General features: G+C 59.2%; 22 protein-coding genes and 1 pseudogene. 12 read left to right on the forward strand and 11 right to left on the reverse strand.

Annotated elements, in window-relative coordinates:
• The first annotated feature begins 40 nt into the window (after window positions 1-40).
• Entirely contained in the window at window positions 41-427 is a 387-nt protein-coding gene (locus tag ABH909_RS05720) for an MAPEG family protein (RefSeq protein ID WP_429431157.1), read from the forward strand.
• 116 nt (window positions 428-543) lie between these two features.
• On the opposite strand, the gene mltA is transcribed toward ABH909_RS05720, so the two are convergent.
• Window positions 544-1,716 carry a murein transglycosylase A gene (mltA, locus tag ABH909_RS05725; protein WP_429431159.1) on the reverse strand — a complete coding sequence of 391 codons (1,173 nt, stop codon included), beginning with the start codon at window positions 1,714-1,716 and terminating at the stop codon, window positions 544-546.
• Between the two features lie 128 nt (window positions 1,717-1,844).
• Here mltA and ABH909_RS05730 point away from each other — a divergent pair, with 128 nt between their 5' ends.
• Window positions 1,845-2,294, forward strand: coding sequence for a c-type cytochrome (locus ABH909_RS05730; RefSeq protein WP_429431161.1), 450 nt, complete (start codon window positions 1,845-1,847; stop codon window positions 2,292-2,294).
• Window positions 2,295-2,462: 168 nt separating this feature from the next.
• On the opposite strand, the gene ABH909_RS05735 is transcribed toward ABH909_RS05730, so the two are convergent.
• The 4 genes from ABH909_RS05735 to ABH909_RS05750 all read right to left on the reverse strand — a co-directional run bounded on the left by ABH909_RS05735 (window position 2,463) and on the right by ABH909_RS05750 (window position 7,053).
• Window positions 2,463-2,858, reverse strand: coding sequence for a DUF1090 domain-containing protein (locus ABH909_RS05735; protein WP_429431163.1), 396 nt, complete (start codon window positions 2,856-2,858; stop codon window positions 2,463-2,465).
• Between the two features lie 90 nt (window positions 2,859-2,948).
• Window positions 2,949-4,628: an NAD-dependent DNA ligase LigB gene (gene ligB, locus ABH909_RS05740; protein ID WP_429431165.1), complete on the reverse strand. Its 1,680-nt coding sequence runs from the start codon at window positions 4,626-4,628 to the stop codon at window positions 2,949-2,951.
• A gap of 220 nt (window positions 4,629-4,848) precedes the next feature.
• Window positions 4,849-6,039 carry a methionine adenosyltransferase gene (gene metK / locus ABH909_RS05745; RefSeq protein WP_429431167.1) on the reverse strand — a complete coding sequence of 397 codons (1,191 nt, stop codon included), beginning with the start codon at window positions 6,037-6,039 and terminating at the stop codon, window positions 4,849-4,851.
• A gap of 18 nt (window positions 6,040-6,057) precedes the next feature.
• Entirely contained in the window at window positions 6,058-7,053 is a 996-nt protein-coding gene (locus ABH909_RS05750; RefSeq protein ID WP_429431169.1) for an ArsR/SmtB family transcription factor, read from the reverse strand.
• Between the two features lie 266 nt (window positions 7,054-7,319).
• Here ABH909_RS05750 and tkt point away from each other — a divergent pair, with 266 nt between their 5' ends.
• The 6 genes from tkt (at window position 7,320) to fba (ending at window position 13,727) form a co-directional block, all read left to right on the forward strand.
• A complete protein-coding gene (gene tkt / locus ABH909_RS05755; protein WP_008074843.1) occupies window positions 7,320-9,317 on the forward strand; it encodes a transketolase in 1,998 nt (665 codons plus the stop codon).
• A 151-nt stretch (window positions 9,318-9,468) separates the two neighbouring features.
• Window positions 9,469-10,530: an erythrose-4-phosphate dehydrogenase gene (epd, locus tag ABH909_RS05760; protein WP_429431171.1), complete on the forward strand. Its 1,062-nt coding sequence runs from the start codon at window positions 9,469-9,471 to the stop codon at window positions 10,528-10,530.
• Window positions 10,531-10,555: 25 nt separating this feature from the next.
• The gene (locus ABH909_RS05765; protein WP_007894933.1) at window positions 10,556-11,719 is read left to right on the forward strand and encodes a phosphoglycerate kinase; all 1,164 of its coding nucleotides are present in this window, start codon (window positions 10,556-10,558) and stop codon (window positions 11,717-11,719) included.
• Window positions 11,720-11,753: 34 nt separating this feature from the next.
• On the forward strand, window positions 11,754-11,975 hold the full coding sequence (locus ABH909_RS05770; RefSeq protein WP_192344875.1) for a hypothetical protein: 222 nt from the start codon (window positions 11,754-11,756) through the stop codon (window positions 11,973-11,975).
• A gap of 56 nt (window positions 11,976-12,031) precedes the next feature.
• Window positions 12,032-12,364 carry an MliC family protein gene (locus ABH909_RS05775; RefSeq protein WP_429431174.1) on the forward strand — a complete coding sequence of 111 codons (333 nt, stop codon included), beginning with the start codon at window positions 12,032-12,034 and terminating at the stop codon, window positions 12,362-12,364.
• Window positions 12,365-12,662: 298 nt separating this feature from the next.
• Window positions 12,663-13,727 carry a class II fructose-bisphosphate aldolase gene (gene fba, locus ABH909_RS05780; RefSeq protein WP_008081027.1) on the forward strand — a complete coding sequence of 355 codons (1,065 nt, stop codon included), beginning with the start codon at window positions 12,663-12,665 and terminating at the stop codon, window positions 13,725-13,727.
• A gap of 94 nt (window positions 13,728-13,821) precedes the next feature.
• Here the strand turns inward: fba and ABH909_RS05785 are convergent, their stop codons facing one another.
• Entirely contained in the window at window positions 13,822-14,184 is a 363-nt protein-coding gene (locus ABH909_RS05785) for a DUF6124 family protein (protein ID WP_429431176.1), read from the reverse strand.
• 615 nt (window positions 14,185-14,799) lie between these two features.
• Window positions 14,800-15,468 (reverse strand): polysaccharide lyase family 7 protein, encoded by a 669-nt coding sequence (locus tag ABH909_RS05790; RefSeq protein ID WP_429431178.1) that lies wholly within the window; start codon window positions 15,466-15,468, stop codon window positions 14,800-14,802.
• Window positions 15,469-15,783: 315 nt separating this feature from the next.
• Between ABH909_RS05790 and ABH909_RS05795 the strand changes: the two genes are divergently transcribed.
• The 3 genes from ABH909_RS05795 (at window position 15,784) to ABH909_RS05805 (ending at window position 18,853) form a co-directional block, all read left to right on the forward strand.
• Window positions 15,784-17,907: a putative bifunctional diguanylate cyclase/phosphodiesterase gene (locus ABH909_RS05795; protein WP_429431180.1), complete on the forward strand. Its 2,124-nt coding sequence runs from the start codon at window positions 15,784-15,786 to the stop codon at window positions 17,905-17,907.
• 45 nt (window positions 17,908-17,952) lie between these two features.
• Window positions 17,953-18,444 (forward strand): M48 metallopeptidase family protein, encoded by a 492-nt coding sequence (locus ABH909_RS05800; protein ID WP_429439760.1) that lies wholly within the window; start codon window positions 17,953-17,955, stop codon window positions 18,442-18,444.
• A gap of 112 nt (window positions 18,445-18,556) precedes the next feature.
• Complete coding sequence (locus ABH909_RS05805) at window positions 18,557-18,853, forward strand: winged helix-turn-helix domain-containing protein (RefSeq protein WP_007894945.1); 297 nt, start codon at window positions 18,557-18,559, stop codon at window positions 18,851-18,853.
• 126 nt (window positions 18,854-18,979) lie between these two features.
• On the opposite strand, the gene ABH909_RS05810 is transcribed toward ABH909_RS05805, so the two are convergent.
• Window positions 18,980-19,432, reverse strand: a complete 453-nt coding sequence (locus tag ABH909_RS05810) for a GNAT family N-acetyltransferase (protein ID WP_429431182.1) — start codon at window positions 19,430-19,432, stop codon at window positions 18,980-18,982.
• A gap of 256 nt (window positions 19,433-19,688) precedes the next feature.
• Between ABH909_RS05810 and ABH909_RS05815 the strand changes: the two genes are divergently transcribed.
• Complete coding sequence (locus tag ABH909_RS05815; RefSeq protein WP_429431184.1) at window positions 19,689-20,426, forward strand: substrate-binding periplasmic protein; 738 nt, start codon at window positions 19,689-19,691, stop codon at window positions 20,424-20,426.
• Between the two features lie 147 nt (window positions 20,427-20,573).
• On the opposite strand, the gene yccS is transcribed toward ABH909_RS05815, so the two are convergent.
• The 3 genes and pseudogenes from yccS to dbpA all read right to left on the reverse strand — a co-directional run bounded on the left by yccS (window position 20,574) and on the right by dbpA (window position 25,743).
• Window positions 20,574-22,757: a YccS family putative transporter gene (gene yccS, locus ABH909_RS05820; RefSeq protein WP_429431186.1), complete on the reverse strand. Its 2,184-nt coding sequence runs from the start codon at window positions 22,755-22,757 to the stop codon at window positions 20,574-20,576.
• Between the two features lie 309 nt (window positions 22,758-23,066).
• Window positions 23,067-24,246, reverse strand: a pseudogene (locus ABH909_RS05825) (NAD(P)/FAD-dependent oxidoreductase).
• A 159-nt stretch (window positions 24,247-24,405) separates the two neighbouring features.
• A complete protein-coding gene (dbpA, locus tag ABH909_RS05830; RefSeq protein ID WP_238542572.1) occupies window positions 24,406-25,743 on the reverse strand; it encodes an ATP-dependent RNA helicase DbpA in 1,338 nt (445 codons plus the stop codon).
• Window positions 25,744-25,764: the final 21 nt, after the last annotated feature.

Here is a 25,764-nt window from a genome sequence, read left to right on the forward strand (position 1 = left end):
TGGAATTCGATTTTCTATAACTTGAAGAAGGGACTGCGTTATGACGGTTGCTCTGTGGTGCATTTTGATTGCGATCTGCTTGCCATATCTATGCACAGGCGTCGCCAAGTTCAGCGGCGGCAAGTTCGGGCTGAAAGAGAATCACGATCCGCGGGCGTTTCTGGACTCGCTCCAAGGCGTGGCCAGGCGTGCGCATTCGGCGCAGTTGAACAGCTTCGAAGTGACACCGGCGTTTGCGGCAGCGGTGATTGTCGCGCACTTGGTCGGCAATGCCGAACTGGTGACGATCAATGTGCTGTCGGTGTTGTTCATCACCAGTCGGCTGCTCTACATCATTTGCTATCTGGCGGACTGGGCGATTCTGCGGTCGTTGATGTGGGCCATTGGCATGGGGTTGATCGTCAGTTTCTTTGTGGTGTCGGTTTAAAGGCAAGATCGAAAGATCGCAGCCTTCGGCAGCTCCTACATTGGCCGCGTGCGCCGCAATATCGCGGATGAACGTCGATCCCTGTAGGCGCTGGCGCAACCTGCGATCTTTTGCTTTTAAAGTGTGTCCGCTACCTGCGGCACTTGGGGCAACGCCGCCCCTTTTGGCCAAAGCATCCAGATCTGCCCCTGCTGTTTCATGTCGCCAGCCAATTGCCCGGCCGCCTCGCCCGTGCCCCAGAACAGGTCCGCGCGGACTTCGCCGGCAATCGCGCCGCCAGTATCTTGAGCCGCCACCGGACGTACCAGTGCGCTGCCGTCCGGTCGTGTGGTCGATAACCACAACAAGCTGCCGAGTGGAATCACCTTGCGGTCCACCGCCGCGCTATAACCTGCGGTCAGCGGGACATTCAGCGAGCCGCGAGGGCCTTCGTTGCTGTCGGGGTTGCGGGTGAAGAACACGTAGCTGGGATTGCTGCCGAGCAGTTCGGGAATGCGCGTCGGATTGGCTTTGGCCCAAGTGCTGATAGCTCCCATTGTCACATCTTCTTTCTTCAGCTCACCCTGGTCCACCAGCCAACGGCCGATGGGTCGATAGGGGTGGCCGTTCTGATCGGCGTAACCGATGCGCAATTGACGACCGTCATCAAGCTGGATGCGACCCGAACCCTGGATTTGCAAAAACTGCAGGTTCATCGGGTCGGTCAGCCAGGCAATCACCGGCGCCTTCACACCGTTGGTTTCAATGGTTGCCGCGTCGTCGTATGGCTTGAGCACGCGACCTTCGAGTCGTCCGCGCAGGCGTTTGCCTTTGAGCTCCGGATAGATGCTGTCCAGCGAGACGATGATCATGTCCTCGGGCACGCCGTACACAGGAATGTTGGCTTCCTCTGTCTGGGTCAGGCTGCCGGGGTACACCGGTTCGTAGTAGCCGGTGATTAGGCCGTTGGGGTTGTCATTGGCGGCACGCAAGCCGTAGACGTCGAGGTTCTGTTTGAGGAAGCCGCGGATGTCGTTGGCGGTTGCCGGGACCTTGGCGGAAGCCGCGCACGTGCCGCCCCAGACCGGGTCGGCCTTGAGCCGGGTGCAAGCGCTGCGCCACGAGCCGAAGCCGGCGACGAGGTCGCTATCGGACACTGCAGGAAGCGCTTCCCAAGTGGCGCTGGAGTAAGTCGCCAGTGCATGGGTTTTCGGTTTGCTGCTGTCGCCGCCGGTGCAACCTGCCAATACGGCCACCATCGGAAGGGACCAGGCCAGATTGTGACGCCATGCCTTGAAACGGCTGTTCATGGAGTAATTCCTTTGCCGGTTGCCTGAGTGCTCCATGCGCTCAAACAACCCGTATTGATAATAGGGCTATTGGTCTTTGCCGGTGACGCGAGGATACTGGCCGCCGTTTCCAGTGACCTGAAGCCACCATGATTCTTAAAAGACTTTCCATTGTATTGCTGGCCTGTCTGACCTTATCCGCCTGCGGTGGTGTCGACCCGAACTCGCCACTGGGTCAGCGTAAGACGATCTTCAAGCAAATGCTCAAGACCGGCGAAGACCTGGGCGGCATGTTGCGTGGGCGTATTCCATTCGATGGCCCGAAATTCGTTGACGGCGCGGTGAAGCTCGACGCGTTGTCCCGTGAGCCGTGGAAACACTTCCCGCAGGTGCGCGAAGAGGATCACACCAGCGCCAAGGATGATGTCTGGCAGAAGCAGGCACGTTTCCAGGAGCTGGCCCGCACCCTTGAAGGCGCTACCGGTGAACTGGTGATTGCCAGCAAGGTCCAGCCCTACAAGGTCAGCAACCTGGGGCCGGCGGTACAGAAAGTCGAAGATGCCTGCAGTGCGTGCCATAAAGAGTTTCGGGATCATTGATTGGCGGCGCTCTCCTGTGGCGAGGGGGCTTGCCCCCGTTCGACTGCGTAGCAGTCGCAATCCAGCTAATGCAATCGACAGAATGATTGCGGTTGCAATTTTGGGGCTGCTTCGCAACCCAACGGGGGCAAAGCCCCCTCGCCACAAAAGTGCCTTGTTCAAGCCAGACTATTTATCCAGCTCATCTAGTGCTTCCTGCAACTCCTTGCGCGATTGAGCCAGTTTGTCTTTGCGCTTGTTGATCTTCTCGGCGTCGCCTTTTTTCATCGCCTTCTCGAGGTCGGCCTGACGTGTGCTGACTTCGTGCTTGGCGTCGAGCACCCTGTTTTCCCGCTCCTTCTTCAAGGAGGCGTCGGTGCAATGGGCAGTGACTTCGTTCAGGGCGGTTTCCAGGCCAGCCTGTTGATCGGTGTTACCGCGGGATTTGGCCAGTTCGATCTGGTTGATGATGCCTTGTTTTTTGGCGGCGCAACCGGTCAGGCCCGGGGCATCTTCGTCGGCCATCAATGGAGCGGCCATCACGCTGCACAGGGTCAACACGGCAAGCGGTGAAAGAAGTTTCATAAAAGCTCCAGGTGAAAAATTCGATATGGCGATGGGCTGTTTGAGCGCATCGGCCCCTTTGGGTTCCCGGCTCTCAGAGCGGGCTGGCGTCTAGAAACCATCAATCCCGGCAACACGTAATGTCTCACTCAAGGCCAGGACCTGCGGGTCGCGGAAAAATGCGCTCAATTGCGCTGCGCGCCCCGGGCCGATGCCGGCTTCGGCCTGCCATTGTTCGGTGTTTCGTTGTGCCAGCGCCTGCCATGAGTCGGCGAGGCGTGCCTGGCCAGTCGGCGGCAAACCCAGGGCTTTGAGCCAGCGAGCGAAGGGACGTTGCCGGGCGCTGTTGAAACTGTCCAAAAGACGAGCACTGCTGCGCTCGCCGAAGCCGTCAATCTTAGCAAGCTCTTGCTCATCAAGGGTCAACCAATCGACCAGGCTGTTGAGGCGTTCGGCCTTGAGCAGTTTCTCCCAGGTGCGCGGCCCGACATGAGGCAAGGCCAGCCCCTGTTTGCCACTGAGCCAGCTCAGACGTGCGAGGAATTGGCTTTCGCAGCCGGGCGTGGGCTGCCAGCAGCTTAAAGAATGAAAGTCGGCCGCCAGCGGTACGTTCAATGCCGGGCGTTCGGTGCTGCGCAATACGACCCCATCGAGCCTGGGAATGGTCAGCCCCGCCAGGCTGATGGCGACCTGATCGCCCGAGCGAATATCCAGCGCTTCCCAGCGTTGCAGGGAGCTGACACTGACGCGCCTGATCTGCCGGTCATCGAGCATCACCGGTACCAGATCCAGCACCGGTGTGATGCGGCCGGTTCGTCCAATCTTGAAGTGAACCTTGCGCACCTCGGCCAGCGCCTGGACGAAGGGGTATTTCCAGGCGGCGCTCCAGTAAGGCGTTTTCGCCTGCCAGCGCTCGGCCGGTGGGCGCTGGTCCTGGCGCAGCACGACCCCGTCACTGGCAAAGGGCAGGGGCGAGCGATACCAGTGATCGCGCCAGCGTTCGGCATCGGCAAATGCCTCGATCGGCTGACTGTAGGGTGCCGTACTCGGGAACCCCAACGTTTCCAGAGCTGTCACCCGGTCGGGCAGGCTTTTCGGGCCTTGCGGCCAGTCCCAGACAAACAAACCGATACCGGCGGCCTGCTCGGCGCTCAGCGCCTTGCGTGCCATCAACCCGGCCACCGTGGCGCGGGCATTGAGGCTGCCGGCCTCGGCTTGTACGTGTTCGGTCAGGCGCCAATAGAGTTCGCCTTGCACCAGCAAGTCCAACGACTGCGAAAGTTTTTGCGGGATGGCGGCGATCTGGCGTGCCGCGGCTGTCCAGTCCTGGCCGTTTACCCCGTCTCCCCGACTGATAGCCCGGTGCAACCAGCCATTACGATAAATCAACGTCACCGCTACACCGTCAACCTTGGGCTGAATCCACACTTCGCCCCGATCTTTCAGCCAGGCTTCGACGGCACGCCCATCGCGCAGTTTTTCCAGGCCGGTATGGGCGATGGGGTGAGCAATTGTGCCGCCGGCGGTACGTAATGGTTCGGCGGAGGGGGCTGAATCAAAACACTCGCGCCATTCGGTCAATCGCGCCCGGGACTGATCATAGAGTTCATCGGCGATTAGCGATTGGCCTTCACGGTGGTAGCTGTCGTCCCAGCGATCGATTTGCAGTTGCAGGATAGAGATTTCTTGCTGCGCGCGGGCGGGCGGCCAATCGGGGCATTCGGCGGCAGTGGCGGTCTGGCTGGCGAAGGTCAGCAGGAAAGCGAAAAACAGGTGCAGGTTGGGCAGCATCGAGAGCGTCCTTGCTCAGTGGGATGCTTTCAAGGCTAGTCAGTTTTCGGGTGTGGGTTGCGAGGGTGTAATTCTGCGTGTTTCCAAATGCGAAGATCAAAAGATCGCAGCTTTCGGCAGCTCCTACAGGTGTACGCCAAGGCTGCGATCTTTTGATCTTCCCCATGAAAAAGCCCCGCACGGCGAACCGTGCGGGGCTTTGGGTTCCGCAGGAAAAGTCTTACAGGCCAGCGGCGACACGCAGGTCGTCAGCGCGGTCGGTTTTTTCCCAGGTGAAAGTGGTGAACGTATCGTCGCCCACAGTCTTGGTTGCTGGAGTACGACCAAAGTGGCCGTACGCAGCGGTTTCCTGGTACATCGGGTGCAGCAGGTCAAGCATGGTGGTGATCGCGTATGGCCGCAGGTCGAACACTTCGCGAACCAGTTTGACGATCTTGTCGTCACTGATTTTGCCGGTGCCGAAGGTGTTCAACGAAATCGACGTAGGCTGGGCAACACCGATTGCGTAGGAAACCTGAATCTCGCAACGCTCGGCCAAGCCTGCAGCCACGATGTTCTTGGCCACGTAACGACCGGCGTAGGCCGCCGAACGGTCTACTTTCGATGGATCCTTGCCGGAGAACGCGCCGCCGCCATGACGGGCCATGCCGCCGTAGCTGTCGACGATGATTTTGCGCCCGGTCAGGCCGCAGTCGCCCACCGGGCCACCGATGATGAATTGACCGGTCGGGTTGATGTGAAACTGGGTGTCCTTGGACAGCAGCTCGGCAGGCAGTACGTGCTTGACGATCAGCTCCATCACGCCTTCGCGCAGGTCTTTGTAGGAGACATCAGGGTTGTGCTGGGTCGACAGTACGACGGCGTCGATACCGACAACCTTGCCGCCTTCGTAACGGCAAGTCACTTGCGACTTGGCGTCCGGGCGCAGCCAAGGCAGCAGGCCGGATTTACGGGCTTCAGCCTGACGTTTAACCAGCTGGTGCGAGAAGGTGATCGGTGCTGGCATCAGCACGTCGGTTTCGTTGCTGGCGTAGCCGAACATCAGGCCCTGGTCACCGGCGCCCTGGTCTTCAGGCTTGGCACGATCAACGCCCTGGTTGATGTCGGGGGACTGCTTGCCGATGATGTTCATCACGCCGCAGGTCGCACCGTCGAAGCCGACATTGGAGCTGTTGTAGCCGATGTCGAGAATCACGTTACGGACGATGTCTTCCAGATCGACCCAGGCCGACGTGGTAACTTCACCTGCGATGATTGCCACGCCGGTTTTCACCAGCGTCTCGCACGCCACGCGGGCGAATTTGTCTTCAGCAATGATGGCGTCCAGCACCGCATCGGAAATCTGGTCGGCGATTTTATCCGGATGCCCTTCAGACACGGACTCGGAGGTGAAGAGGGAGTATTCGCTCATCTCGATTTTTTCCTGAATTTACCGATGGTGAGTGTCGCCAGGCGGTCGCTGAAAATGGCGGACCTGAATCTGGAAACCATTACGTAAGCCTACATAGAGGCTTTCCCCGGGAACGAGTCCCGCAGCGGTGGCCCAACGGGCCAGATCGTCCTGTTCAAACCCCAACCACAGATCACCGCAGGCCTCCCTGGCCCAACTCTGGTTGTGGCTACATAACTCTGTCACGAGCAGGCTTCCGCCCGGTTGCAGCAAGTCGGCCATGCGCTTGAGCGCTTCGGCCGGCGCGGCAAAATGGTGCAGCACCATGTTCAGTACAACGCAATCAGCCTTGAGGCTCACACCGTTCAATGCATCGGCCAGTTGCAGGCTGACGTTAGCCAGCATTTCACGTTCGCAGACCTGGCGGGCCAGATCGAGCATCGCCGGGCTGTTATCTAGCGCTGTGACTTGAACGAAACGATGCGCCAGCTCCGGCAGAAAACCGCCATCGCCGGGGCCCACTTCGATGGCTGTGGCGCCTGGGCCGAAACTCAGCTTGTCGAGCAGTGTCACCACGCTTTCGCGGTATTGCGCCAGGCCGGCGATCAAGTCTTGCTGGGCGCGAAACTTCTCCGCGACCCGTGAGAAAAAGTCCTGGCTGGCCGCTGCTCGTTGCCCGTGGACCTGACCGATCCGCGACTGCACATCGGCAGGCAGGGTCAAGTTGTCCACTTCTTCCAGCAGCGCGGCATGCAGCTTGCCGCCCAGCAGATCGGTGTGGGGCAGGGCGCGACGGTAGAAAATCGCATTGCCTTCACGACGGGTCGCCACCAGGTCGGCCTGGGCCAACACTTTGAGGTGATGACTCATGCCGGACTGACCGATGCCGAAGATCTGCGCCAGTTCCAGTACGCCGAACGAATCGTTGGCCAGCGCGCGCAATACATTCAGCCGCAGCGGATCGCCGCCGGCCTTGCACAGGGCCGCCAGCTCATCGCAATCGTCATGTCGAATGGAAGGCACGCGTAAATTCATAAGGCCAGCAGTCTAGTGACGGTCAGAAATCATCGCAAGAGCAATATCAAAAAGTTTTGATATTGCTCGATAGATGGCACTTTTCAGCGTTAGGTTTAGTCAGCAAACGAACAGCGGAAAGGTTTCATCAGTCGAATACGCTGTTATCCATTGGAAAAACGCCTTCCGATGACTATCTGTCATTGCCCCGAAGGCGGTCGGTGAGGGAAAATGCTCGCCTTTTTTCCGTTTCGTTTTATTAACTCAATATCCGCAGGAGAACAGCGATGCCCAGCCGTCGTGAGCGTGCCAACGCCATTCGTGCCCTCAGCATGGATGCCGTGCAAAAAGCCAACAGCGGCCATCCCGGTGCCCCTATGGGTATGGCGGATATCGCCGAAGTACTTTGGCGTGACTACCTCAAGCACAACCCGAGCAATCCATCGTTCGCCGACCGGGACCGCTTCGTGCTGTCCAACGGTCACGGTTCGATGTTGATCTACTCGCTGCTGCACCTCACCGGCTATGACCTGTCGATCGATGATCTGAAAAACTTCCGCCAGCTGCACAGCCGCACCCCGGGTCACCCGGAATACGGCTACACCCCGGGCGTCGAAACCACCACCGGTCCACTGGGTCAAGGCCTGGCCAATGCCGTGGGTTTCGCGTTGGCGGAGAAAGTCCTGGCGGCGCAGTTCAACCGTCCGGGCCATAACGTCGTTGACCACCACACCTACGTTTTCCTGGGTGATGGCTGCATGATGGAAGGCATTTCCCACGAAGTCAGCTCCCTGGCCGGCACCTTGGGCCTGGGCAAACTGATTGCCTTCTACGATGACAACGGCATTTCCATCGACGGCGAAGTCGAAGGCTGGTTCACCGACGACACGCCAAAGCGTTTCGAGGCCTACAACTGGCAGGTGATCCGCAACGTCGACGGTCATGACCCGGAAGAAATCAAGATCGCCATCGACACGGCCCGCAAAAGCGAGCAGCCGACGCTGATTTGCTGCAAGACCACCATCGGTTTCGGTTCGCCGAACAAGCAGGGCAAGGAAGACTGCCACGGAGCCCCGTTGGGTGACGCGGAAATCGCTCTGACCCGTGAAGCACTGAAATGGAACCACGGCCCGTTCGAAATCCCGGCCAATATTTATGCCGAGTGGGACGCCAAGGAATCCGGTCGCGCTGCCGAAGCCGAGTGGGATCAGCGCTTCGCTGCTTACTCCGCGGCCTTCCCGGAGCTGGCCAACGAACTGATTCGTCGTCTGAGCGGTGATCTGCCGGAAGACTTCGCGGAAAAAGCGGCTGCTTACATCGCTGAAGTCGCGGCCAAGGGCGAAACCATCGCCAGTCGTAAAGCCAGCCAGAATGCCCTGAACGCGTTCGGCCCGCTGTTGCCGGAACTGCTGGGCGGTTCGGCGGACCTGGCCGGTTCCAACCTGACCCTGTGGAAAGGTTGCAAAGGCGTCACCGCCGAAGACGCTAGCGGCAACTACATGTACTACGGCGTTCGCGAGTTCGGCATGAGCGCGATCATGAACGGCGTGGCCTTGCACGGCGGCCTGGTTCCTTACGGCGCGACCTTCCTGATGTTCATGGAATACGCCCGCAACGCGGTGCGCATGTCGGCGCTGATGAAGAAACGCATCATCTATGTGTTCACCCACGACTCCATCGGTCTGGGCGAAGACGGCCCGACTCACCAGCCGATCGAGCAACTGGCCAGCCTGCGCTGCACGCCGAACCTCGACACCTGGCGTCCGGCCGATGCCGTTGAATCGGCAGTGGCCTGGAAATGCGCGCTGGAGCGTGACGACGGTCCGTCGGCACTGATCTTCTCCCGTCAGAACCTGCAGCACCAAACCCGTGATGCCGTGCAGATCGAATGCATCAATCGCGGCGGCTACGTGCTGAAAGACTGCGCAGGCGAGCCTGAGCTGATCCTGATCGCCACCGGTTCGGAAGTCGGCCTGGCCGTTCAAGCCTTCGACAAACTGACCGAGCAAGGCCGCAAGGTGCGTGTTGTTTCGATGCCGTGCACCAGCGTCTTCGAAGCCCAGGACGCCGGCTACAAGCAAGCGGTTCTGCCATTGCAGGTCAGCGCCCGTATCGCCATCGAGGCCGCTCACGCGGACTACTGGTACAAGTACGTGGGCCTGGAAGGCCGCGTGATCGGCATGACCACCTACGGCGAGTCGGCGCCTGCGCCTGCCTTGTTCGAAGAGTTCGGCTTCACCCTGGAAAACATCCTGGGTCAGGCTGAAGAGCTGCTGGAAGACTGATCCAGAAAATGTGTCGTCTGGACTGCCGCTTTCGCGAGCAAGCCCGCTCCCACATGAGATCGCATTCTCCTGTGGGAGCGGGCTTGCTCGCGAAGGCGTCGGGCCAGTCAACGCTGCAATGACGGATTCACCACGGTAATCGAGAACCCCCATGCCTCAACCGCGTCCTTACAAAGTTGCACTCAACGGCTACGGCCGGATTGGTCGTTGCGTCTTGCGTGCGTTGTTTGAGCGAGGCTCGGCGGCAGGGTTTGAAATTGTCGCGATCAACGATCTGGCCGACATGGCCAGCATCGAATACCTGACACGCTTTGACTCCACACACGGGCGGTTTCCCGGTGAGGTAAGGGTCGAGGGCGATTGTCTGCATATTAAAGGCGACTGCGTGAAGATCCTGCGCAGTGCCACCCCCGAAGGCATCGATTGGGCGTCACTGGGCGTCGATCTGGTGCTGGAGTGCTCCGGCGCCTATCACACGCGTGCCGATGGCCAGCGGTTCCTCGATGCCGGTGCGCCGCGTGTGCTGTTTTCCCAGCCGATGGCCAGCGAGGCGGATGTCGACGCCACGATCGTCTATGGCGTGAACCAGGATTGCCTGACCGGCGACGAACTGCTGGTATCCAACGCCTCCTGCACCACCAACTGCGGTGTGCCGCTGTTGCGCCTGCTGGATCAGGCCATTGGTCTGGAATACGTGTCGATCACCACCATCCATTCGGCGATGAACGATCAGCCGGTGATCGACGCCTATCACCACGAAGACCTGCGCCGCACCCGTTCGGCGTTCCAGTCGGTGATTCCGGTGTCCACTGGTCTGGCGCGAGGCATCGAACGCCTGTTGCCGGAACTTGCCGGGCGAATTCAGGCCAAAGCCGTGCGGGTGCCGACGGTTAACGTGTCCTGCCTCGACATTACGATGCAGACCGTAAGTGATACCGACGCCGCCGAGGTCAACCGGATTCTGCGCGAGGCCGCCACCCATGGCCCGCTCAAGGGCCTTCTGGCCTACACCGAGTTGCCTCACGCCAGTTGTGATTTTAATCATGACCCACATTCGGCCATCGTCGATGCCAGTCAGACTCGCGTTTCCGGCCCACGGCTGGTGAACATCCTGGCCTGGTTCGACAACGAATGGGGTTTTGCCAATCGAATGCTGGACGTTGCAGAACACTATTTGCAAGCAGCTGCACCACAACCAAAACCTGCTCTCTAAAACAGCTATCCAGGAATTGCGACCCATGACCGTGTTGAAGATGACCGACCTCGATCTGCAAGGTAAGCGCGTACTGATCCGCGAAGACCTCAACGTCCCAGTCAAGGACGGTGTTGTCACCAGCGATGCGCGAATCCTGGCTTCGCTGCCGACCATCAAGCTGGCCCTGGAAAAAGGCGCAGCCGTGATGGTCTGCTCGCACCTTGGCCGTCCGACCGAAGGCGAGTTCTCGGCCGAAAACAGCCTCAAGCCAGTCGCTGATTACCTGAGCAAGGCCCTGGGCCGCGAAGTGCCGCTGGTGTCCGATTACCTGGGCGGCGTCGACGTGAAAGCCGGCGACATCGTTTTGTTCGAAAACGTGCGCTTCAACAAGGGCGAGAAAAAGAACGCTGACGAACTGGCCAAGCAATACGCCGCCCTGTGCGACGTGTTTGTGATGGACGCTTTCGGCACCGCTCACCGCGCCGAGGGTTCGACCCACGGCGTGGCCAAGTTCGCCAAAGTCGCCGCTGCTGGCCCGCTGCTGGCCGCCGAACTGGATGCACTGGGCAAGGCCCTGGGCGCCCCGGCTCAGCCAATGGCCGCTATCGTTGCCGGCTCCAAAGTGTCGACCAAACTCGACGTACTCAACAGCCTGAGCCAGATCTGCAACCAGCTGATCGTCGGCGGCGGCATTGCCAACACTTTCCTGGCCGCTGCCGGTCACCCGGTCGGCAAATCCCTGTACGAGCCGGACCTGCTGGACACCGCCCGTGAAATCGCTGCCAAAGTCAGCGTTCCGCTGCCGGTCGACGTGGTGGTTGCCAAGGAATTCGCTGAAAGCGCTACCGCGACCGTCAAGCTGATTGCCGACGTGGCCGCAGACGACATGATCCTGGACATCGGCCCACAGACCGCGGCGAATTTCGCCGAGCTGTTGAAGTCGTCCAAGACCATCCTGTGGAACGGCCCGGTGGGCGTGTTCGAGTTCGACCAGTTCGGTAACGGCACCAAAGTGCTGGCCCAAGCCATCGCCGAAAGCTCGGCGTTCTCCATCGCTGGCGGCGGCGACACCCTGGCAGCCATCGATAAATATGGCGTTGCCGAGCAGATCTCCTACATTTCTACCGGCGGCGGCGCGTTTCTCGAATTCGTCGAAGGCAAAGTGCTGCCGGCCGTTGAAGTCCTGGAAAGCCGGGCCAAGGCCTGAGGCCGCGCATTTGGCCAGGCAAAGGAGTGTTCACATGGTCAGGACGTTAATGCTGTTGATCGCTGCGGGTATGCTGGCGGCTTGCGGGAGTAACCCGAAAGCCACGCCGGAACCCGCGCCGCAAACACAGGAAAAAGGCTGCTACCAGGCCGACTGGCAAGCGGAAACCAACCCGGTGATCAACAAGCGTTCCGGGCCCGACGGCCTGGACAAATACGAGACACAGGTCCCGGCCAAGGAACATGGTTGCCCTTGAGGGGTCTGATTCTTTACTCAAGGCTGGCGGCGTGTGCCGTCAGTCGAGGAACATGGATGAAACGCTTTATCGCCGCTGCGGCATTGGCATTGCTGGCAGGTTGCGCCAATTTGAACCTGTTCAACGCTGCCGAGCCCGCGGACAGCTGGACCACCTGGACCTGCGACAGCCAGGCCAAAGTGCTCTGGCGCTACACTGATATCAACCGCAAGGAAGTCGATGTTCGACTGGGCGGCGCCGATCAGGTCTACCGCTTGAAGCTTGAACCGGGCGCCGAAGGTTCGCTGTACAGCAACGACATGCTGGCGTTTCACGTAAAAGGTGAGGAAGGCCTGGTGTACTGGGTCGCCACCAATGATTTGATCGGCCGCGGTTGTAAAGCCGAGTAACAGAGATCCACAGATGGCAGCGGGCCTTTGTGGCGAGGGGGCTTGCCCCCGTTGGAGTGCGAAGCGCTCCCGAAGCCAGCGGGCGCGATGCTTCAATTAGACCGCGTCGTCCGATTTGCGACTACTGCGCAGCCGAACGGGGGCAAGCCCCCTCGCCACAAGGTTTCAGCGACACAGGTTTTTTGTTGTACCGAATTCGCAGCCCGGGCCAGCCCCCGATCTGCAATAACTTGAATAGCCGCCGCCGCTACGGCAGGCTGGCACGATTAACGACCCTCAACCGGGAGAGACACACACAATGGCACTTATCAGCATGCGCCAGATGCTGGACCACGCAGCCGAGTTCGGCTACGGCGTTCCAGCCTTCAACGTCAACAACCTTGAACAGATGCGCGCCATCATGGAAGCCGCTGACAAGACTGACTCCCCGGTGATCGTCCAGGCTTCGGCCGGTGCCCGCAAATACGCCGGCGCGCCGTTCCTGCGTCACCTGATCCTGGCAGCGATCGAAGAGTTCCCGCACATTCCGGTGTGCATGCACCAGGACCACGGCACCAGCCCTGACGTCTGCCAGCGCTCCATCCAGCTGGGCTTCAGTTCGGTGATGATGGACGGCTCCCTGGGCGAAGACGGCAAGACCCCGACCGACTACGACTACAACGTCCGTGTTACTCAACAAACCGTAGCCATGGCTCACGCCTGTGGCGTTTCGGTAGAAGGCGAGCTGGGCTGCCTGGGTTCGCTGGAAACCGGCATGGCTGGTGAAGAAGACGGCATCGGCGCCGAAGGCGTTCTGGATCACAGCCAAATGCTGACCGACCCGGAAGAAGCCGCTGACTTCGTCAAACGCACCCAGGTCGATGCCCTGGCCATCGCCATCGGTACCAGCCACGGCGCCTACAAATTCACCAAGCCACCGACCGGCGACGTGCTGGCCATCGACCGCATCAAGGAAATCCACAAACGCATCCCGAACACCCACCTGGTGATGCACGGTTCGTCTTCGGTTCCGCAAGAGTGGCTGGCGATCATCAACCAGTACGGCGGCGACATCAAAGAAACCTACGGCGTACCGGTTGAAGAAATCGTCGAAGGCATCAAGCACGGCGTGCGCAAGGTCAACATCGACACCGACCTGCGCCTGGCCTCCACCGGTGCGATGCGTCGTTTGATGGCTACCAACCCGAGCGAGTTCGACCCGCGCAAGTTCTTCGGCGCGACCGTGACTGCGATGCGTGATGTGTGTATTGCACGTTATGAAGCGTTTGGTACTGCCGGTAATGCTTCGAAGATCAAGCCGATCTCGTTGGAAGCGATGTATCAGCGTTATCTGAAGGGTGAGTTGAACGCTAAGGTCAATTGAGCCTGAGTGTAAAACTGCGTTGATAAGAAACCCGCCGAGAGGCGGGTTTCTTATTGGGGGCAAGTTTGCTCACCTTGCTCCAGCCAGGGCCCGATTACTCCTTCAATTCGACGTGGTCCAGTGCCTGGTTCACCGCCAGTTCGCCGAGCATGACCACTTGGGCGATGCCCAGCAGGGTCTTGCGATGGGAGGTTTCCAGCAGCGCCGCGAAATTGTTGAGCATGGTGGTGGCCGAGCCCAATGTTTCGCTGGCGTTGGCCAGCAGGGATTCGGTGTTGTACTTCGGGTTGGCCAAGTACATGGGCTCGGGTTCGTTGGTGCTGGCCATGATGTTGGCGGCCGGGTTGAGGTAATGGTCGAGGGCGCGCTCGGCGGCTTCGTGGAATTTTTTTGAATCGGGGGATTCGTAGGGGGAAGCCGGGTCGGTGACCGGCGGATTAGGCGTTACCTTGAACATAAGCTGAAAACTCCTGAATGGAGCTGCTTAACCTTCTCTACTAAAAGAAGGGTGGCAGCTGTGCGCAGGTTAGTAGACCGGGGAGTTATCAGCATTAACCGGCGCGCCGAAGCGCCCTGAGCACAGCCACCATCACGTTCAGACAGGAACATCTGATGGACAGAGCTTTGCACCTAACTGAAAAAACACCACGGGCTACTAAACCCGATCACTGGAAATCAGTGACGCGAATCAAGTTACCGGTGGGCTTCAAGGCGCACAAGCCGGCGGATTCTGGCGTACCTGTAGGCGGTGACGCAAGCCGTTGTAGGCTTCATGAAGTAACGCTGAGTGTCCTTAAACGTTGGCGTTTAAATGGGGGCTGATGCCGGTCAGTGAAGAGCTTGGAGTTGGACATAAAGCACCTGTGGCGAGGGAGCTTGCTCCCGCTGGGGCGCGAAGCGGCCCCCAAAAAGAGGGGCTGCTTCGCATCCCAACGGGAGCAAGCTCCCTCGCCACAATGGGTGGATTCCTACGAAATTTTCGGAGCTGAAGATCAAAAGATCGCAGCCTTCGGCAGCTCCTACAGAGGACTCGTAACTCGTAGGAACTGTCGCAGGCTGCGATCTTTTAGGATTACGTATCGTGATCAATATCCAGCCTGCTGAAGTTCACTTCCCCACCTTCAGTGGTATAGCCGGTGTTGTCCTGCACATAGGCGCCGGCCTTGAAGTACAGCGGTTTATCACGCCACATCGCGCTGATGTCGGTGTCCCACTGATAGCCGGCCGCACTGATGCCCAATGCGCCGCCGGGGCTGAGGTGGATGAGGTAGGAAAATTCCCGATCGAGCTTTATGCCAGTGGCAATGGTAATGACCCGGGCGGTGTCGTCGTCGGGGTGCATGCGAACTTTGGCGACGATGTTTCCGGTCTCGCTGTAGTCTTTATATTGATATTCGAGTTTTACCATCGGTTTTTGGCTTTTGTAGGCGTGGATCTGGCCAATGACGATTTTGCCTGTGCTGGGAACCTGGTTGACCGTAAGCGTCGCACGCAGGAAGTTGTCCGCTTCGGGGTAGTACCAGTTTTTCAGCGTGCCATTGCTGTAGGTTTCGCGGAGTTCAGTACGGGGGTAAATCGCGTTTTCAGTGCGGGTGCCGGTTACCGGGGCCCAGAAAAACAAGGTGCCGGTATCGGAGTGGAAATATTGATCCTTGAAGCCGTCCACCAGTTTGGTTGTTTCGACGGTGTACGGCGGACTGCCGACAGGAACGCTGAGGTTCCAGGTTGCGAGATCGATCATATTCAAACTTCCACTTTTTTCTGTACGCACGTGCCAGAAGCTCTAGCCCGCGCCTTCGGGCTGTCTTTATAAGCGTAGAGCGATTGTTTGTTAATGCCCGTTTGGCAGATGATTGACGTCAACATCCTGTCGAAATGCCATCTTTCCCGGATTCCGGGGCCTGTAGGACTGACCGTTAGTCGGCTATATGAAACTTACTGAAGTGATGGCACACCGGTAGCTTCTGCTTTTGCGGATCCGGGTCTAGAGTGAAGTCGCATTATGTGTCCGGTTTTTACAAGAGACCGGCCTGAGGTCCCGAACAAGAGATGCAGCATGGAATGCGCACAACCTATGCCAGCTGAAGGCAGCTCAATCCTTTTAATTGTTGATGATTACCCCGAAAACCTGATCAGCATGCGCGCGTTGTTACAGCGCCAGGACTGGCAGGTCATCACCGCGGCTTCCGGCTTTGAAGCGCTCAGCCTGTTACTCGAACACGATGTCGACCTGGTGCTGCTGGATGTGCAGATGCCGGGTATGGACGGTTTCGAAGTGGCGCGATTGATGCGTGGCAGCCAGCGTACCCGCCTCACGCCGATCATTTTCCTTACCGCCAACGAACAATCTCAGGACGCTGTGATCAAGGGCTACGCCAGTGGCGCGGTGGATTACCTGTTCAAACCGTTCGATCCGCAAATTCTCAAACCCAAAGTCCAGGCCCTGCTCGAGCATCAGCGTAATCGCCGTGCTTTGCAGCAGTTGAGTCATGACCTGGAAGTTGCTCGCGCCTTTAATGCCTCGGTGCTGGATAACGCCGCCGAAGGCATTCTGGTGGTGGGCGAGGACGGGCTGATTCGCTTTGCCAATCCGGCGATGTCGCGCTTGCTCAATGCCACGGTGCATGAGCTGCAAGGCAAGGAGTTTCTGGATTTCCTGCAAAAACCGCACATCCCGATCTGGGCCGACTCCGAATTGTTTGCCGGCTACAAACGTGGTGAAACCCTGCGCTTGCACGATGCGTTGCTGCGTACCGCGCCCGGCCAGCAAGTACCGGTGGCGTTGTCCTGCGCGCCTTTGCCCGCCGAACAACGTGCCATGGTGGTAACGGTGCTGGACATGTCAGTAGTGCAACATCTGCATCAGCAGCTGGAGTTTCAGGCGGTGACCGATCCGCTGACCGGCCTGCTCAATCGTAGGGGGTTCTACCAGACCGTCGAAAACCTGCTGCTGCGCGGCGAACGCTCCGACAGCACGTGGGTGCTGTTGTACCTGGACCTCGACGGCTTCAAGCGGGTCAATGATTCCCTCGGCCATGATGCTGGCGACCGGGTGCTGCGATGGGTGTCCGAGCAGTTGAAGGCGTGTCTGCGGCCCTTCGATATTCTGGCGCGGATGGGCGGCGATGAGTTCACCGCGCTGCTGGATCTTGAGCTGCCGGAGCAAGCAGCGAAGATTGCCGAGAAGCTCATCGAGCGGGTGTCGATCTGTCAGCAAATCGAAGGCATGGACATCGCCTTGGGCGCCAGCATCGGTATTGCCACTTACCCCGATTGCGGCGCCAATCTCGACGGGCTGATGCGCGCGTCCGACATCGCCATGTATGAAGCCAAACGCGCGGGGCGTCAGCAATATCGCTTCTACGATCACGAAATGAATGGCCGGGCGCGCTCGCGGCTGATGCTTGAAGAGAGCGTGCGCACGGCCATCGAGAACCGCGATTTCAATCTGGTGTATCAGCCTCAGGTGGCCATTGCCGACGGGCAGATTCGCGGGTTCGAGGCGCTGCTGCGCTGGCAGCATCCGAGTGTCGGCGATGTGCCGCCGGGGCTGTTTTTGCCGTTGCTGGAAGAGGCGCGGTTGATCAGTCGCCTGGGCAGCTGGATTTACCATCGTGGGGCCAAACAGCGAAAAGCCTGGGAAACCTTGTTTGCCGAAGATCTGGTGCTGGGCGTCAGTTTGAGCAGCACGCAATTCGGTTTGCCCAATCTGGTCACCGAGCTGCGTCAGGTGTTGGACCGCCATGGTTTGAAACCGCGGCAGCTGGAGGTCGAGGTCACGGAAGAGGCCTTGATGCTTAACCCCGACGAAACTCGCAAGCAGCTGCGTTTGCTGCGCAATTTGGGAGTGCGGGTGGCGCTGGATGATTTTGGCTCTGGGGCTTGTTCGCTGGCGCACTTGCGTGATCTGGAACTGGACACGCTCAAACTCGATCGGCATTTGATCGCACGGTTGCCGGGATCCGAACGGGATGCAGCGCTGGCACGCAGTGTCATCGATTTGTGCAAACAGTTCGGCCTGCTAGTCATCGCTGAAGGGGTGGAGACCGTGGCGCAATATGAATGGCTGCAAGCCAACGGTTGCCAATATGTGCAGGGGTTTCTGGTCGCGCGGCCCTTGATGGCCGAGGACACTTGTCACTTTGTCGAGCCGTTCGACTGGAGCGCGCTGGCGAGTTGAATTGGTTACACTGGCGACCTTTTCGTGACTCGTGTTGCCGCCCCAATGACCGCGTTGAAATACCTCCAGGCCTATCCTGCTGCGTTGCAGGACCAGGTACGACAGCTGATCGCTGAAGGCCGGCTGGACGATTATCTGAGCCAGCGCTATCCACAAAAGCATGAGGTGCAGAGCGACAAGGCGCTGTACGCTTATGCCCTTGATCTCAAGCAGGAATACCTGCGCAACGCCCCGGCGATCGACAAGGTGTTATTCGACAACCGCCTGGACCTGACCCACCGCGCGCTCGGCTTGCACACCACGATCTCCCGGGTACAGGGCGGCAAGCTCAAGGCCAAGAAAGAAATTCGCGTGGCCTCGTTGTTCAAGGACGCGCCCTCCGAGTTTTTGAAAATGATCGTGGTGCATGAATTGGCGCACTTCAAAGAGTCGGATCACAACAAGGCGTTCTACAAGCTGTGCGAACACATGTTGCCGGGGTATCACCAGGTGGAGTTCGATTTGCGGGTGTACCTGACTTGGCGGGATATGCACTGAAGGATCAAGATCAAGATCAAAAGATCGCAGCCTTCGGCGGCGCCCACAGGCGCGTAGGAGCTGCCGAAGGCTGCGATCTTTTGATCTTGATCTTCTAATAAGGAACGCATGGATGGACGTGAGCAAGACCAAAAGCAGCTTCTACCGCCGGTTGTACGTGGCGTACCTGATCGACAGCGGGTTGGCCAGCAGCGTCCCGGCGTTGACCGAAGTCACCGGCATGCCTCGGCGCACGGCCCAGGACACCATTGCGGCATTGGCGGACCTCGATATCGTTTGTGAATTCGAGCAGGAAGAAGGCGCGCGCAACCATGCGGGGCGCTATCGGATTCGCGAGTGGGGGGCGATTGATCGGGGGTGGATCGAGCGCAATCTGCGGCAGATTAAAGCGGTGTTGGAATATCCCTGAGATTTTGTGGTGTTGCGGCTGACGCCTTCGCGAGCAAGCCCGCTCCCACACTGGATCGCCCGTGAATACAAAACAGGTGCACATCGCAAATCAAATGTGGGAGCGGGCTTGCTCGCGAAGAGGCCTTTATGGGCGACGCATCCCGATATGCGGAATGCCATCCTCCAGAAATACCTCACCCACCACCACAAACCCGTACCGCCCGTAATACCCCTGCAAATGCGCCTGGGCCGATAGATAGACCGGCACTTCGGGCCAGCGTTTGGCGGCCTGTTTCAACGCTTGGCTCATCAATTCATGCCCAAGCCCGGTGCCGCGTGCAGCGGGAGCGATGATCACCCGCCCGATTACTACGTCGCCGCCCTGTAATTCCGGGTCGAGCAAACGCAGATAGGCCACCAGTCGATCCCCGTCCCAGCCCATCAAATGGCAAGTGTCACCTTCCAGATCCTGGCCATCGATGTCCTGATAAAGGCATTTCTGCTCGACGATGAACACCTCGGCGCGCAACTGCAAAATGGCATAAAGCTGCTCTTTACCCAGATCGCTGTGGTGCTTGCAGACCCAATCGATTGTCATCTTCAGATTCCTTGAACACGTGCTCCGATACTAAGCGTCCTGAGGCGGTATGTCTTTATGGCAACGAAATCTGTGACAAGGGCCAAAATGCCATCATTCATTTCTCGCGAGATTGTCTTCTTTGTGTAATCTGCAATGCAGCGCGGTGCAATGTCGTCGATAAGCTAATGTTAGGACCTGGGTTTCGCCGCTAAAGGGCCTTGGAGTTTTGGCTGAAAAACACGTCGGGCAACCCGCCCGCTAAGGATTTTCTGGCATGCCGCGATTGCATCGAGCGTTTGCTTTGATTGGATTGCTATTGTTGGCACAGAGTGCGACAGCGCAAAAACTGCGTCTGGTAGCCGATGCCTGGCCACCCTTTACCGACGCAACGCTGGTCAATGGCGGACTGGCCACGGACATCGTCAGTACTGCTCTGGCCCGGGCCGGTTATGCCAGTAATTTCGAACAGGTGCCATGGGCACGAGCCTTGTTTGGGGTAGGCGAGGGGCGTTACGACGTGCTGGTCAACGCCTGGTACACCGAGGAGCGCACGAAGCTGGGACAGTTTTCCGGCGAATACTTGCTCAACCGCGTGCGCTTTCTCAAGCGCAAAGACACGCCGATCGAATTCAATAATCTGCAACAACTGCACACTTTCCCGATAGCGGTCGTACGCGGTTATGCCTATTCGCATGAGTTCGATGACAATGTGTCGTTGCAGAAAGTACCGGTGCATAGCTTCGCCATGGCCGTGCGCATGGTCGCGGCCGACCGGGTCAAGCTGACGCTGGAAGATGAGTTTGTCGCCCGGTATTACCTGGCTCGGGAGTCATTCAAGGTACGCAATGCCGTGGAGTTTTTGCCCAAGCCATTGAGCGAGAACAACCTGCATATTCTGGTGAGCCTGAAGAACCCCCAGCATGAACAGATCGTTGCCGGTTTCGACCGTGAGATTGCGGCGATGAAGGCTGATGGGAGTTATGAGAAGTTGCTCAGGCAGCATGGGATGTGAGCGGGTTTTGTGGTGTGGCTGATGACGCCTTCGCGAGCAAGCCCGCTCCCACATTGGATCTGCGGTGAACATTTATTTTATGAACACTACAGATCAAATGTGGGAGCGGGCTTGCTCGCGAAGAGGCCAGCCCGGTCACCAAAAATCTCAAGCCTCGCCCGTATCCTTGATCAAATGCGCCGCCAACGTCCGCAACGGCCCCAGTTGTCGGCAAATCAACGCCAGTTGCGTCTGCACCAACCGCTGCCCTTCATCGATCTCATCCGGCATCTGCTCAAGCCCATTGGCCAGCGCTTCTTCCTCATCACTCTGAATCGCAATCGGCTGTTTGCTCGCCAGGCCCTGGGCGATTTCGTCGAGGCTGGCGGCCAGATTCGCGCCGGCGCCGTCGATCAAATGCTCGCGCACCTCCGTTGGTAGTTGGGTTTCGCGGTGTGCCCCCAGCCCCGACAAATAGCTGAGCAAGGTGTGCGACAGCACCAGGAAACGAAACCCGACGTCCGCTTCCTTACGAAAGTGCCCCGGCTCCATCAGCATATTGGCCAGCGTCGTCGACAACGCGGCGTCGGCGTTGTGCGCGTTGCGTCGGGCCAGGCGATAAGCCAGGTCATCGCTTTTGCCGACGGCGTATTGCTGCATGATCTGGCGCAGGTAAATGCTGTTGCAGGTGAGGGTGTTGGCCAGCACTTTGTTCAGGCGTCGACCCTGCCAGTCCGGCAGGAACAGGAATACCGCCAGCCCGGCGATCAGACTGCCGAGCAAGGTATCGAACAGGCGCGGCAGAAGCAGCCCATAACCATCGCCCACCTGGTTGAAACAGAACAGCACCATGAGCGTGATCGCGGCAGTCGCCAAGGTGTAGCGGGTGGTGCGATTGGTAAAGAACACTACCCCGGCAACGATCGCGAAGCTCGACTGGATCAACGGGTTCGGGAACAGATCGAATAGCGCCCAGGCCACGGTCAGGCCGATGGCGGTGCCGATGATCCGCTGCCCGAGTTTGCGGCGGGTGGCGCCGTAGTTTGGCTGACAGACAAACAGCGTGGTGAGGATGATCCAGTAACCTTGCGACGGGTGGATCAAATGCACCATGCCGTAGCCGATGCTCAATGCCAAGGGCAGGCGCAGGGCATGGCGGAACAGCAAGGACGTCGGCGTCAGCTGCGTGCGCAAGCGTATCCAGACATCCTTGAGGCTGCGTGGCGAACGGTCGAGCAAGCTGCTGTCGGTGGCGTCTGCGAGCGCATCGGGATTGCTGGCGTCGCTGAGCAAACGGTCGAGTGTGCCGAGGTTGGCGGCCAGCGCTCGCAACGAACGCAGCAGACCGCGCCAGGCCGGATTGCTCTGGATACGCAGGTGTTCGAGGGAGGCATGCAGGTCGTTCAGGGCCTCGGCGAAGCTTGCGTCATAGGTGAACGGCTGGCGCATCTGGATCGATTCGGCCAGTGCGCGGCAAGCCTTGCCTTGCTGGCGCAGCAGGCGCTGACAGCGGAACAGCACGTCGCTGTGGAAGAACGCTTCGGCCAGCGCGTTATAGGGGTAGTGCGAGGAACTGGCGCGCTCGTGGATGTCCTGGGCGAGGAAGTACAGCTTCAGATAACGGCTGACTTTCACCCCCGGCCGACCGTCGCCGACCCGATGCAGAATGATTTCCTTGGCGGCGTTCAGGGCTGCCACCACCCGACCATTCTGCTGGGCCAGTTCCAGGCGCTGCGCTTGCACGTCCATCTGCCGGATCGGTTCGAACAGCGACGATTTCAGCTTCAGGTAATAACCCAGTTCGCGGAACAACCGCGCCAGGCTTTGCTGCACCGGCTGGTTGGAAAACAGCGCCTGCCACAGCACCGAGAGCAAGCCGTACCAGGCCGCACCGGCTACCAACAGCACCGGTTCGTGCCAGAAATCAGTGACCGCGCCACCGCGCTGGTCCACGCCGATCATGGTGTACACCGACAGAATCAACGTTGCCGAAGCAATCGCGCCGTACCGTTCGCCCAACGCGCCGAGCATGGTCAGGCAGAAGCTGGCCAGGGCAAAGGCGATGATAAAAAGGACGGGGTAGGGGAAGAGCAGTTCGACGGACAAGGCCGCGACCATGAAACACACCAGCGTCACCGCGAGCGCATTGAGGCGACCCTGCCAACTGTCGTCGGTTTCGGCCAGGGCGCTGGCGATGATCCCCAGGAACAACGGGATCAGCAGCCCCATTTCATCCTGATACCAACACAGCGCCATGGTGCCGGTCAGGGCGATGAATACCCGCACGCTGTAGCTGAATTTATCCAGCGCCCAGAGGCGACGCAGAGACTGCCGAAATGTGGTTGATGACATGAAGTGCGAAGGCCTTCCGAGGCAATGACGCTAAATTGAGCCACTAATGACGTCGACGCAATGGCGCCGATCACATCTGACAGCAAAATCTGTTCCTTCCCTGGCGTACAGGGGTTTATCGCCTTGAAATGAAATCCCCTGTAGGAGCTGCCGAAGGCTGCGATCTTTTGATTTTGCGTTTAAAAAGCAAAGTCAAAAGATCGCAGCCTCGTTTCACTCGACAGCTCCTACGCAGCTCCTACACAGCCCCTACACAGCTCCTACACAGCCCCTACACAGCTCCTACACATCCTGCAGCGAGTGGTGTGGTCAGACGAATTGCGCGGCGGCGTAGCCTGAAGCCCAGGCCCATTGGAAATTGAAACCACCCAGATGTCCGGTGACGTCGAGCACTTCACCAATGAAATACAGCCCCGGACTTTTCAGCGATTCCATGGTCTTGGACGACACCTCGCGCGTGTCGACGCCGCCCAGGGTCACTTCGGCAGTGCGGTAGCCTTCAGTGCCGGCCGGCACGACTTTCCAGCTCGCCAGTTTTTCGGCGATGTCCGCCAGCTCGGCGTGGGTGTACTGCTTCATCGGTTTGGAGACGAACCAGTTGTCCGCCAACAGGTTGGCCATTTTCTTGGTGAAGATTTCACCGAGCAGGGTTTTTCAACTCGCTGTTGGGACGTTCGGCCTGCTGCTGTTGCAGCCAGCTCGGCACGTCGTGATCCGGCATCAGGTTGATTTCCACCGTGTCGCCGGATTCCCAGAACGACGAAATCTGCAAGATCGCCGGCCCGCTGAGGCCGCGGTGAGTGAACAGAATGTTTTCGCGGAAACTCTGATCGTTGCAGCTAACCAGGCAGTCCACCGACGTACCGGACAGCTCGGTGCAAAGCGCCTTGAGCTGATCGGTGATGGTGAACGGCACAAGGCCGGCGCGGGTTGGCAGCAGGTCATGACCGAACTGCTTGGCCACTTGATAACCGAAACCGGTGGCACCGAGGGTCGGAATGGACAGGCCTCCGGTGGCGATCACCAGAGACTCACAGGTAATTTGGTCGAGGGTGGTTTGCAGCAGATAGCCGCTTTCCATTTTTTCGATGTGCTGGATCGAGGTGTCCAGGTGCAGGCTGACGCCGGCCTGATCGCACTCCTCGAGCAGCATTTGGAGGATGTCGCTGGATTTGTTATCGCAGAACAACTGGCCGAGTTTCTTCTCGTGGTACGGCACGCCATGTTTGGCCACCAGACCGATGAAATCCCACTGGGTGTAGCGCGCCAGGGCGGATTTGCAGAAGTGCTCGTTCTGCGAGAGAAAATTGCCCGGTTCGGTGTACATATTGGTGAAATTGCAGCGGCCACCCCCCGACATGAGGATTTTCTTGCCGGCCTTGTTCGCATGATCGAGCAACATCACCTTGCGCCCGCGCCCGGCGGCGGTCAGCGCACACATCAACCCTGCGGCGCCAGCGCCAATGATCACGACTTCGGTAGAGCGCAAAACGGTGTCCTCACACGAATTTTAAATTCACCGGCAAACCAATGTGGGAGCGGGCTTGCTCGCGAAGGGGTCAGTACATTCAACATAGATGTTGTCTGTCAGTCCGCTTTCGCGAGCAAGCCCGCTCCCACATTTGATCTCTGTCAGCCAGACGATCGCTTACAAAATGCGCACGCGCAGCGAGCGGCCTTTGATTTTACCGTCGTTCAGGCGCTGCAAGGCTTGCTTGGCGATCCCGCGTTCCACGGCCACGTAAGCCTGGAAGTCGAAAATCGCAATCTTGCCGACCTGGGCACCCGGGATGCCGGCATCGCCGGTCAGTGCACCGAGAATGTCGCCCGGACGTACCTTGTCTTTACGGCCAGCGCCGATGCACAGCGTACTCATCACCGGCAGCAGCGGTGCGCCGCCCTGGGATTTGAGGTTGCTCAGCTGATCCCAGCTCAACGGCGACTTCTGCAGCTGCTCGATGGCTTGGGCGCGGTGGGCTTCGGACGGGGCGACCAGGCTGATCGCGATGCCTTTCTCGCCCGCCCGGCCGGTACGGCCGACGCGGTGAATGTGGATTTCCGAGTCACGGGCCAGTTCGACGTTGATCACCATGTCGAGCATATCGATGTCCAGACCGCGCGCGGCGACGTCGGTGGCAACCAGTACCGACGTGCTGCGGTTGGCGAACATGGCCAATACCTGATCGCGGTCACGCTGTTCCAGATCACCCTGCAGGCCGACGGCGGAGATGCCTTTGGAGGTCAGGTGATCAACGGTTTCCTGAACCTGCTGCTTGGTGAAGCAGAAGGCCACGCAGGACGCCGGACGGAAATGCGCGAGGACTTTGACCACCGCGTCCATACGCTCTTCCGGGGAGATCTCGTAGAAGCGCTGCTCGATCTGCGTATCGTCGTGGAACGCCTCGGCCTTCACGATCTGCGGGGTGCGCATGAATTTAGAGGCCAGTTGCTTGATGCCCACCGGGTACGTGGCGGAGAACAGCAGGGTCTGGCGGCGCTCCGGGGTCTGGGCGATGATTTCTTCGATGGAATCGTAGAAACCCATGTCGAGCATGCGGTCGGCTTCGTCGAGGATCAGCGTGTTCAGGCCATGGAGCACCAGCGAACCCTTGCGCAAGTGCTGCTGGATGCGCCCCGGAGTGCCGACGATGATGTGCGCGCCGTGCTCCAGCGAGCCGATCTGCGGGCCGAAGGACACGCCGCCACACAGGGTCAGGACCTTGATGTTGTCTTCGGCACGGGCCAGTCGACGAATTTCCTTGGCGACCTGGTCAGCCAGCTCGCGAGTCGGGCAAATGACCAGCGCCTGGCAACCGAAGAAGCGCGGATTGATCGGGTTCAGCAGGCCGATACCGAAGGCGGCGGTCTTGCCGCTGCCGGTCTTGGCCTGGGCGATCAGGTCCATCCCCTTGAGGATCACCGGCAAGCTTTGCGCCTGGATCGGCGTCATCTGGGCATAACCGAGGGAGTCGAGGTTAGCCAGCATGGCGGCAGACAGCGGCAAAGT

Source organism: Pseudomonas sp. BS3782 TE3695 (genome assembly GCF_050435305.1).
Taxonomy (GTDB): Bacteria; Pseudomonadota; Gammaproteobacteria; order Pseudomonadales; family Pseudomonadaceae; genus Aquipseudomonas.

What these genes read in the sequence shown, in the direction of transcription:
- ABH909_RS05720 (WP_429431157.1), top strand. Translation starts at nt 41, where the DNA reads ATGACGGTTGCTCTGTGGTGCATTTTGATTGCGATCTGCTTGCCATAT.
- mltA (WP_429431159.1), bottom strand. Translation starts at nt 1,716, where the DNA reads ATGAACAGCCGTTTCAAGGCATGGCGTCACAATCTGGCCTGGTCCCTT.
- ABH909_RS05730 (WP_429431161.1), top strand. Translation starts at nt 1,845, where the DNA reads ATGATTCTTAAAAGACTTTCCATTGTATTGCTGGCCTGTCTGACCTTA.
- ABH909_RS05735 (WP_429431163.1), bottom strand. Translation starts at nt 2,858, where the DNA reads ATGAAACTTCTTTCACCGCTTGCCGTGTTGACCCTGTGCAGCGTGATG.
- ligB (WP_429431165.1), bottom strand. Translation starts at nt 4,628, where the DNA reads ATGCTGCCCAACCTGCACCTGTTTTTCGCTTTCCTGCTGACCTTCGCC.
- metK (WP_429431167.1), bottom strand. Translation starts at nt 6,039, where the DNA reads ATGAGCGAATACTCCCTCTTCACCTCCGAGTCCGTGTCTGAAGGGCAT.
- ABH909_RS05750 (WP_429431169.1), bottom strand. Translation starts at nt 7,053, where the DNA reads ATGAATTTACGCGTGCCTTCCATTCGACATGACGATTGCGATGAGCTG.
- tkt (WP_008074843.1), top strand. Translation starts at nt 7,320, where the DNA reads ATGCCCAGCCGTCGTGAGCGTGCCAACGCCATTCGTGCCCTCAGCATG.
- epd (WP_429431171.1), top strand. Translation starts at nt 9,469, where the DNA reads ATGCCTCAACCGCGTCCTTACAAAGTTGCACTCAACGGCTACGGCCGG.
- ABH909_RS05765 (WP_007894933.1), top strand. Translation starts at nt 10,556, where the DNA reads ATGACCGTGTTGAAGATGACCGACCTCGATCTGCAAGGTAAGCGCGTA.
- ABH909_RS05770 (WP_192344875.1), top strand. Translation starts at nt 11,754, where the DNA reads ATGGTCAGGACGTTAATGCTGTTGATCGCTGCGGGTATGCTGGCGGCT.
- ABH909_RS05775 (WP_429431174.1), top strand. Translation starts at nt 12,032, where the DNA reads ATGAAACGCTTTATCGCCGCTGCGGCATTGGCATTGCTGGCAGGTTGC.
- fba (WP_008081027.1), top strand. Translation starts at nt 12,663, where the DNA reads ATGGCACTTATCAGCATGCGCCAGATGCTGGACCACGCAGCCGAGTTC.
- ABH909_RS05785 (WP_429431176.1), bottom strand. Translation starts at nt 14,184, where the DNA reads ATGTTCAAGGTAACGCCTAATCCGCCGGTCACCGACCCGGCTTCCCCC.
- ABH909_RS05790 (WP_429431178.1), bottom strand. Translation starts at nt 15,468, where the DNA reads ATGATCGATCTCGCAACCTGGAACCTCAGCGTTCCTGTCGGCAGTCCG.
- ABH909_RS05795 (WP_429431180.1), top strand. Translation starts at nt 15,784, where the DNA reads ATGGAATGCGCACAACCTATGCCAGCTGAAGGCAGCTCAATCCTTTTA.
- ABH909_RS05800 (WP_429439760.1), top strand. Translation starts at nt 17,953, where the DNA reads ATGACCGCGTTGAAATACCTCCAGGCCTATCCTGCTGCGTTGCAGGAC.
- ABH909_RS05805 (WP_007894945.1), top strand. Translation starts at nt 18,557, where the DNA reads ATGGACGTGAGCAAGACCAAAAGCAGCTTCTACCGCCGGTTGTACGTG.
- ABH909_RS05810 (WP_429431182.1), bottom strand. Translation starts at nt 19,432, where the DNA reads ATGACAATCGATTGGGTCTGCAAGCACCACAGCGATCTGGGTAAAGAG.
- ABH909_RS05815 (WP_429431184.1), top strand. Translation starts at nt 19,689, where the DNA reads ATGCCGCGATTGCATCGAGCGTTTGCTTTGATTGGATTGCTATTGTTG.
- yccS (WP_429431186.1), bottom strand. Translation starts at nt 22,757, where the DNA reads ATGTCATCAACCACATTTCGGCAGTCTCTGCGTCGCCTCTGGGCGCTG.
- dbpA (WP_238542572.1), bottom strand. Translation starts at nt 25,743, where the DNA reads ATGCTGGCTAACCTCGACTCCCTCGGTTATGCCCAGATGACGCCGATC.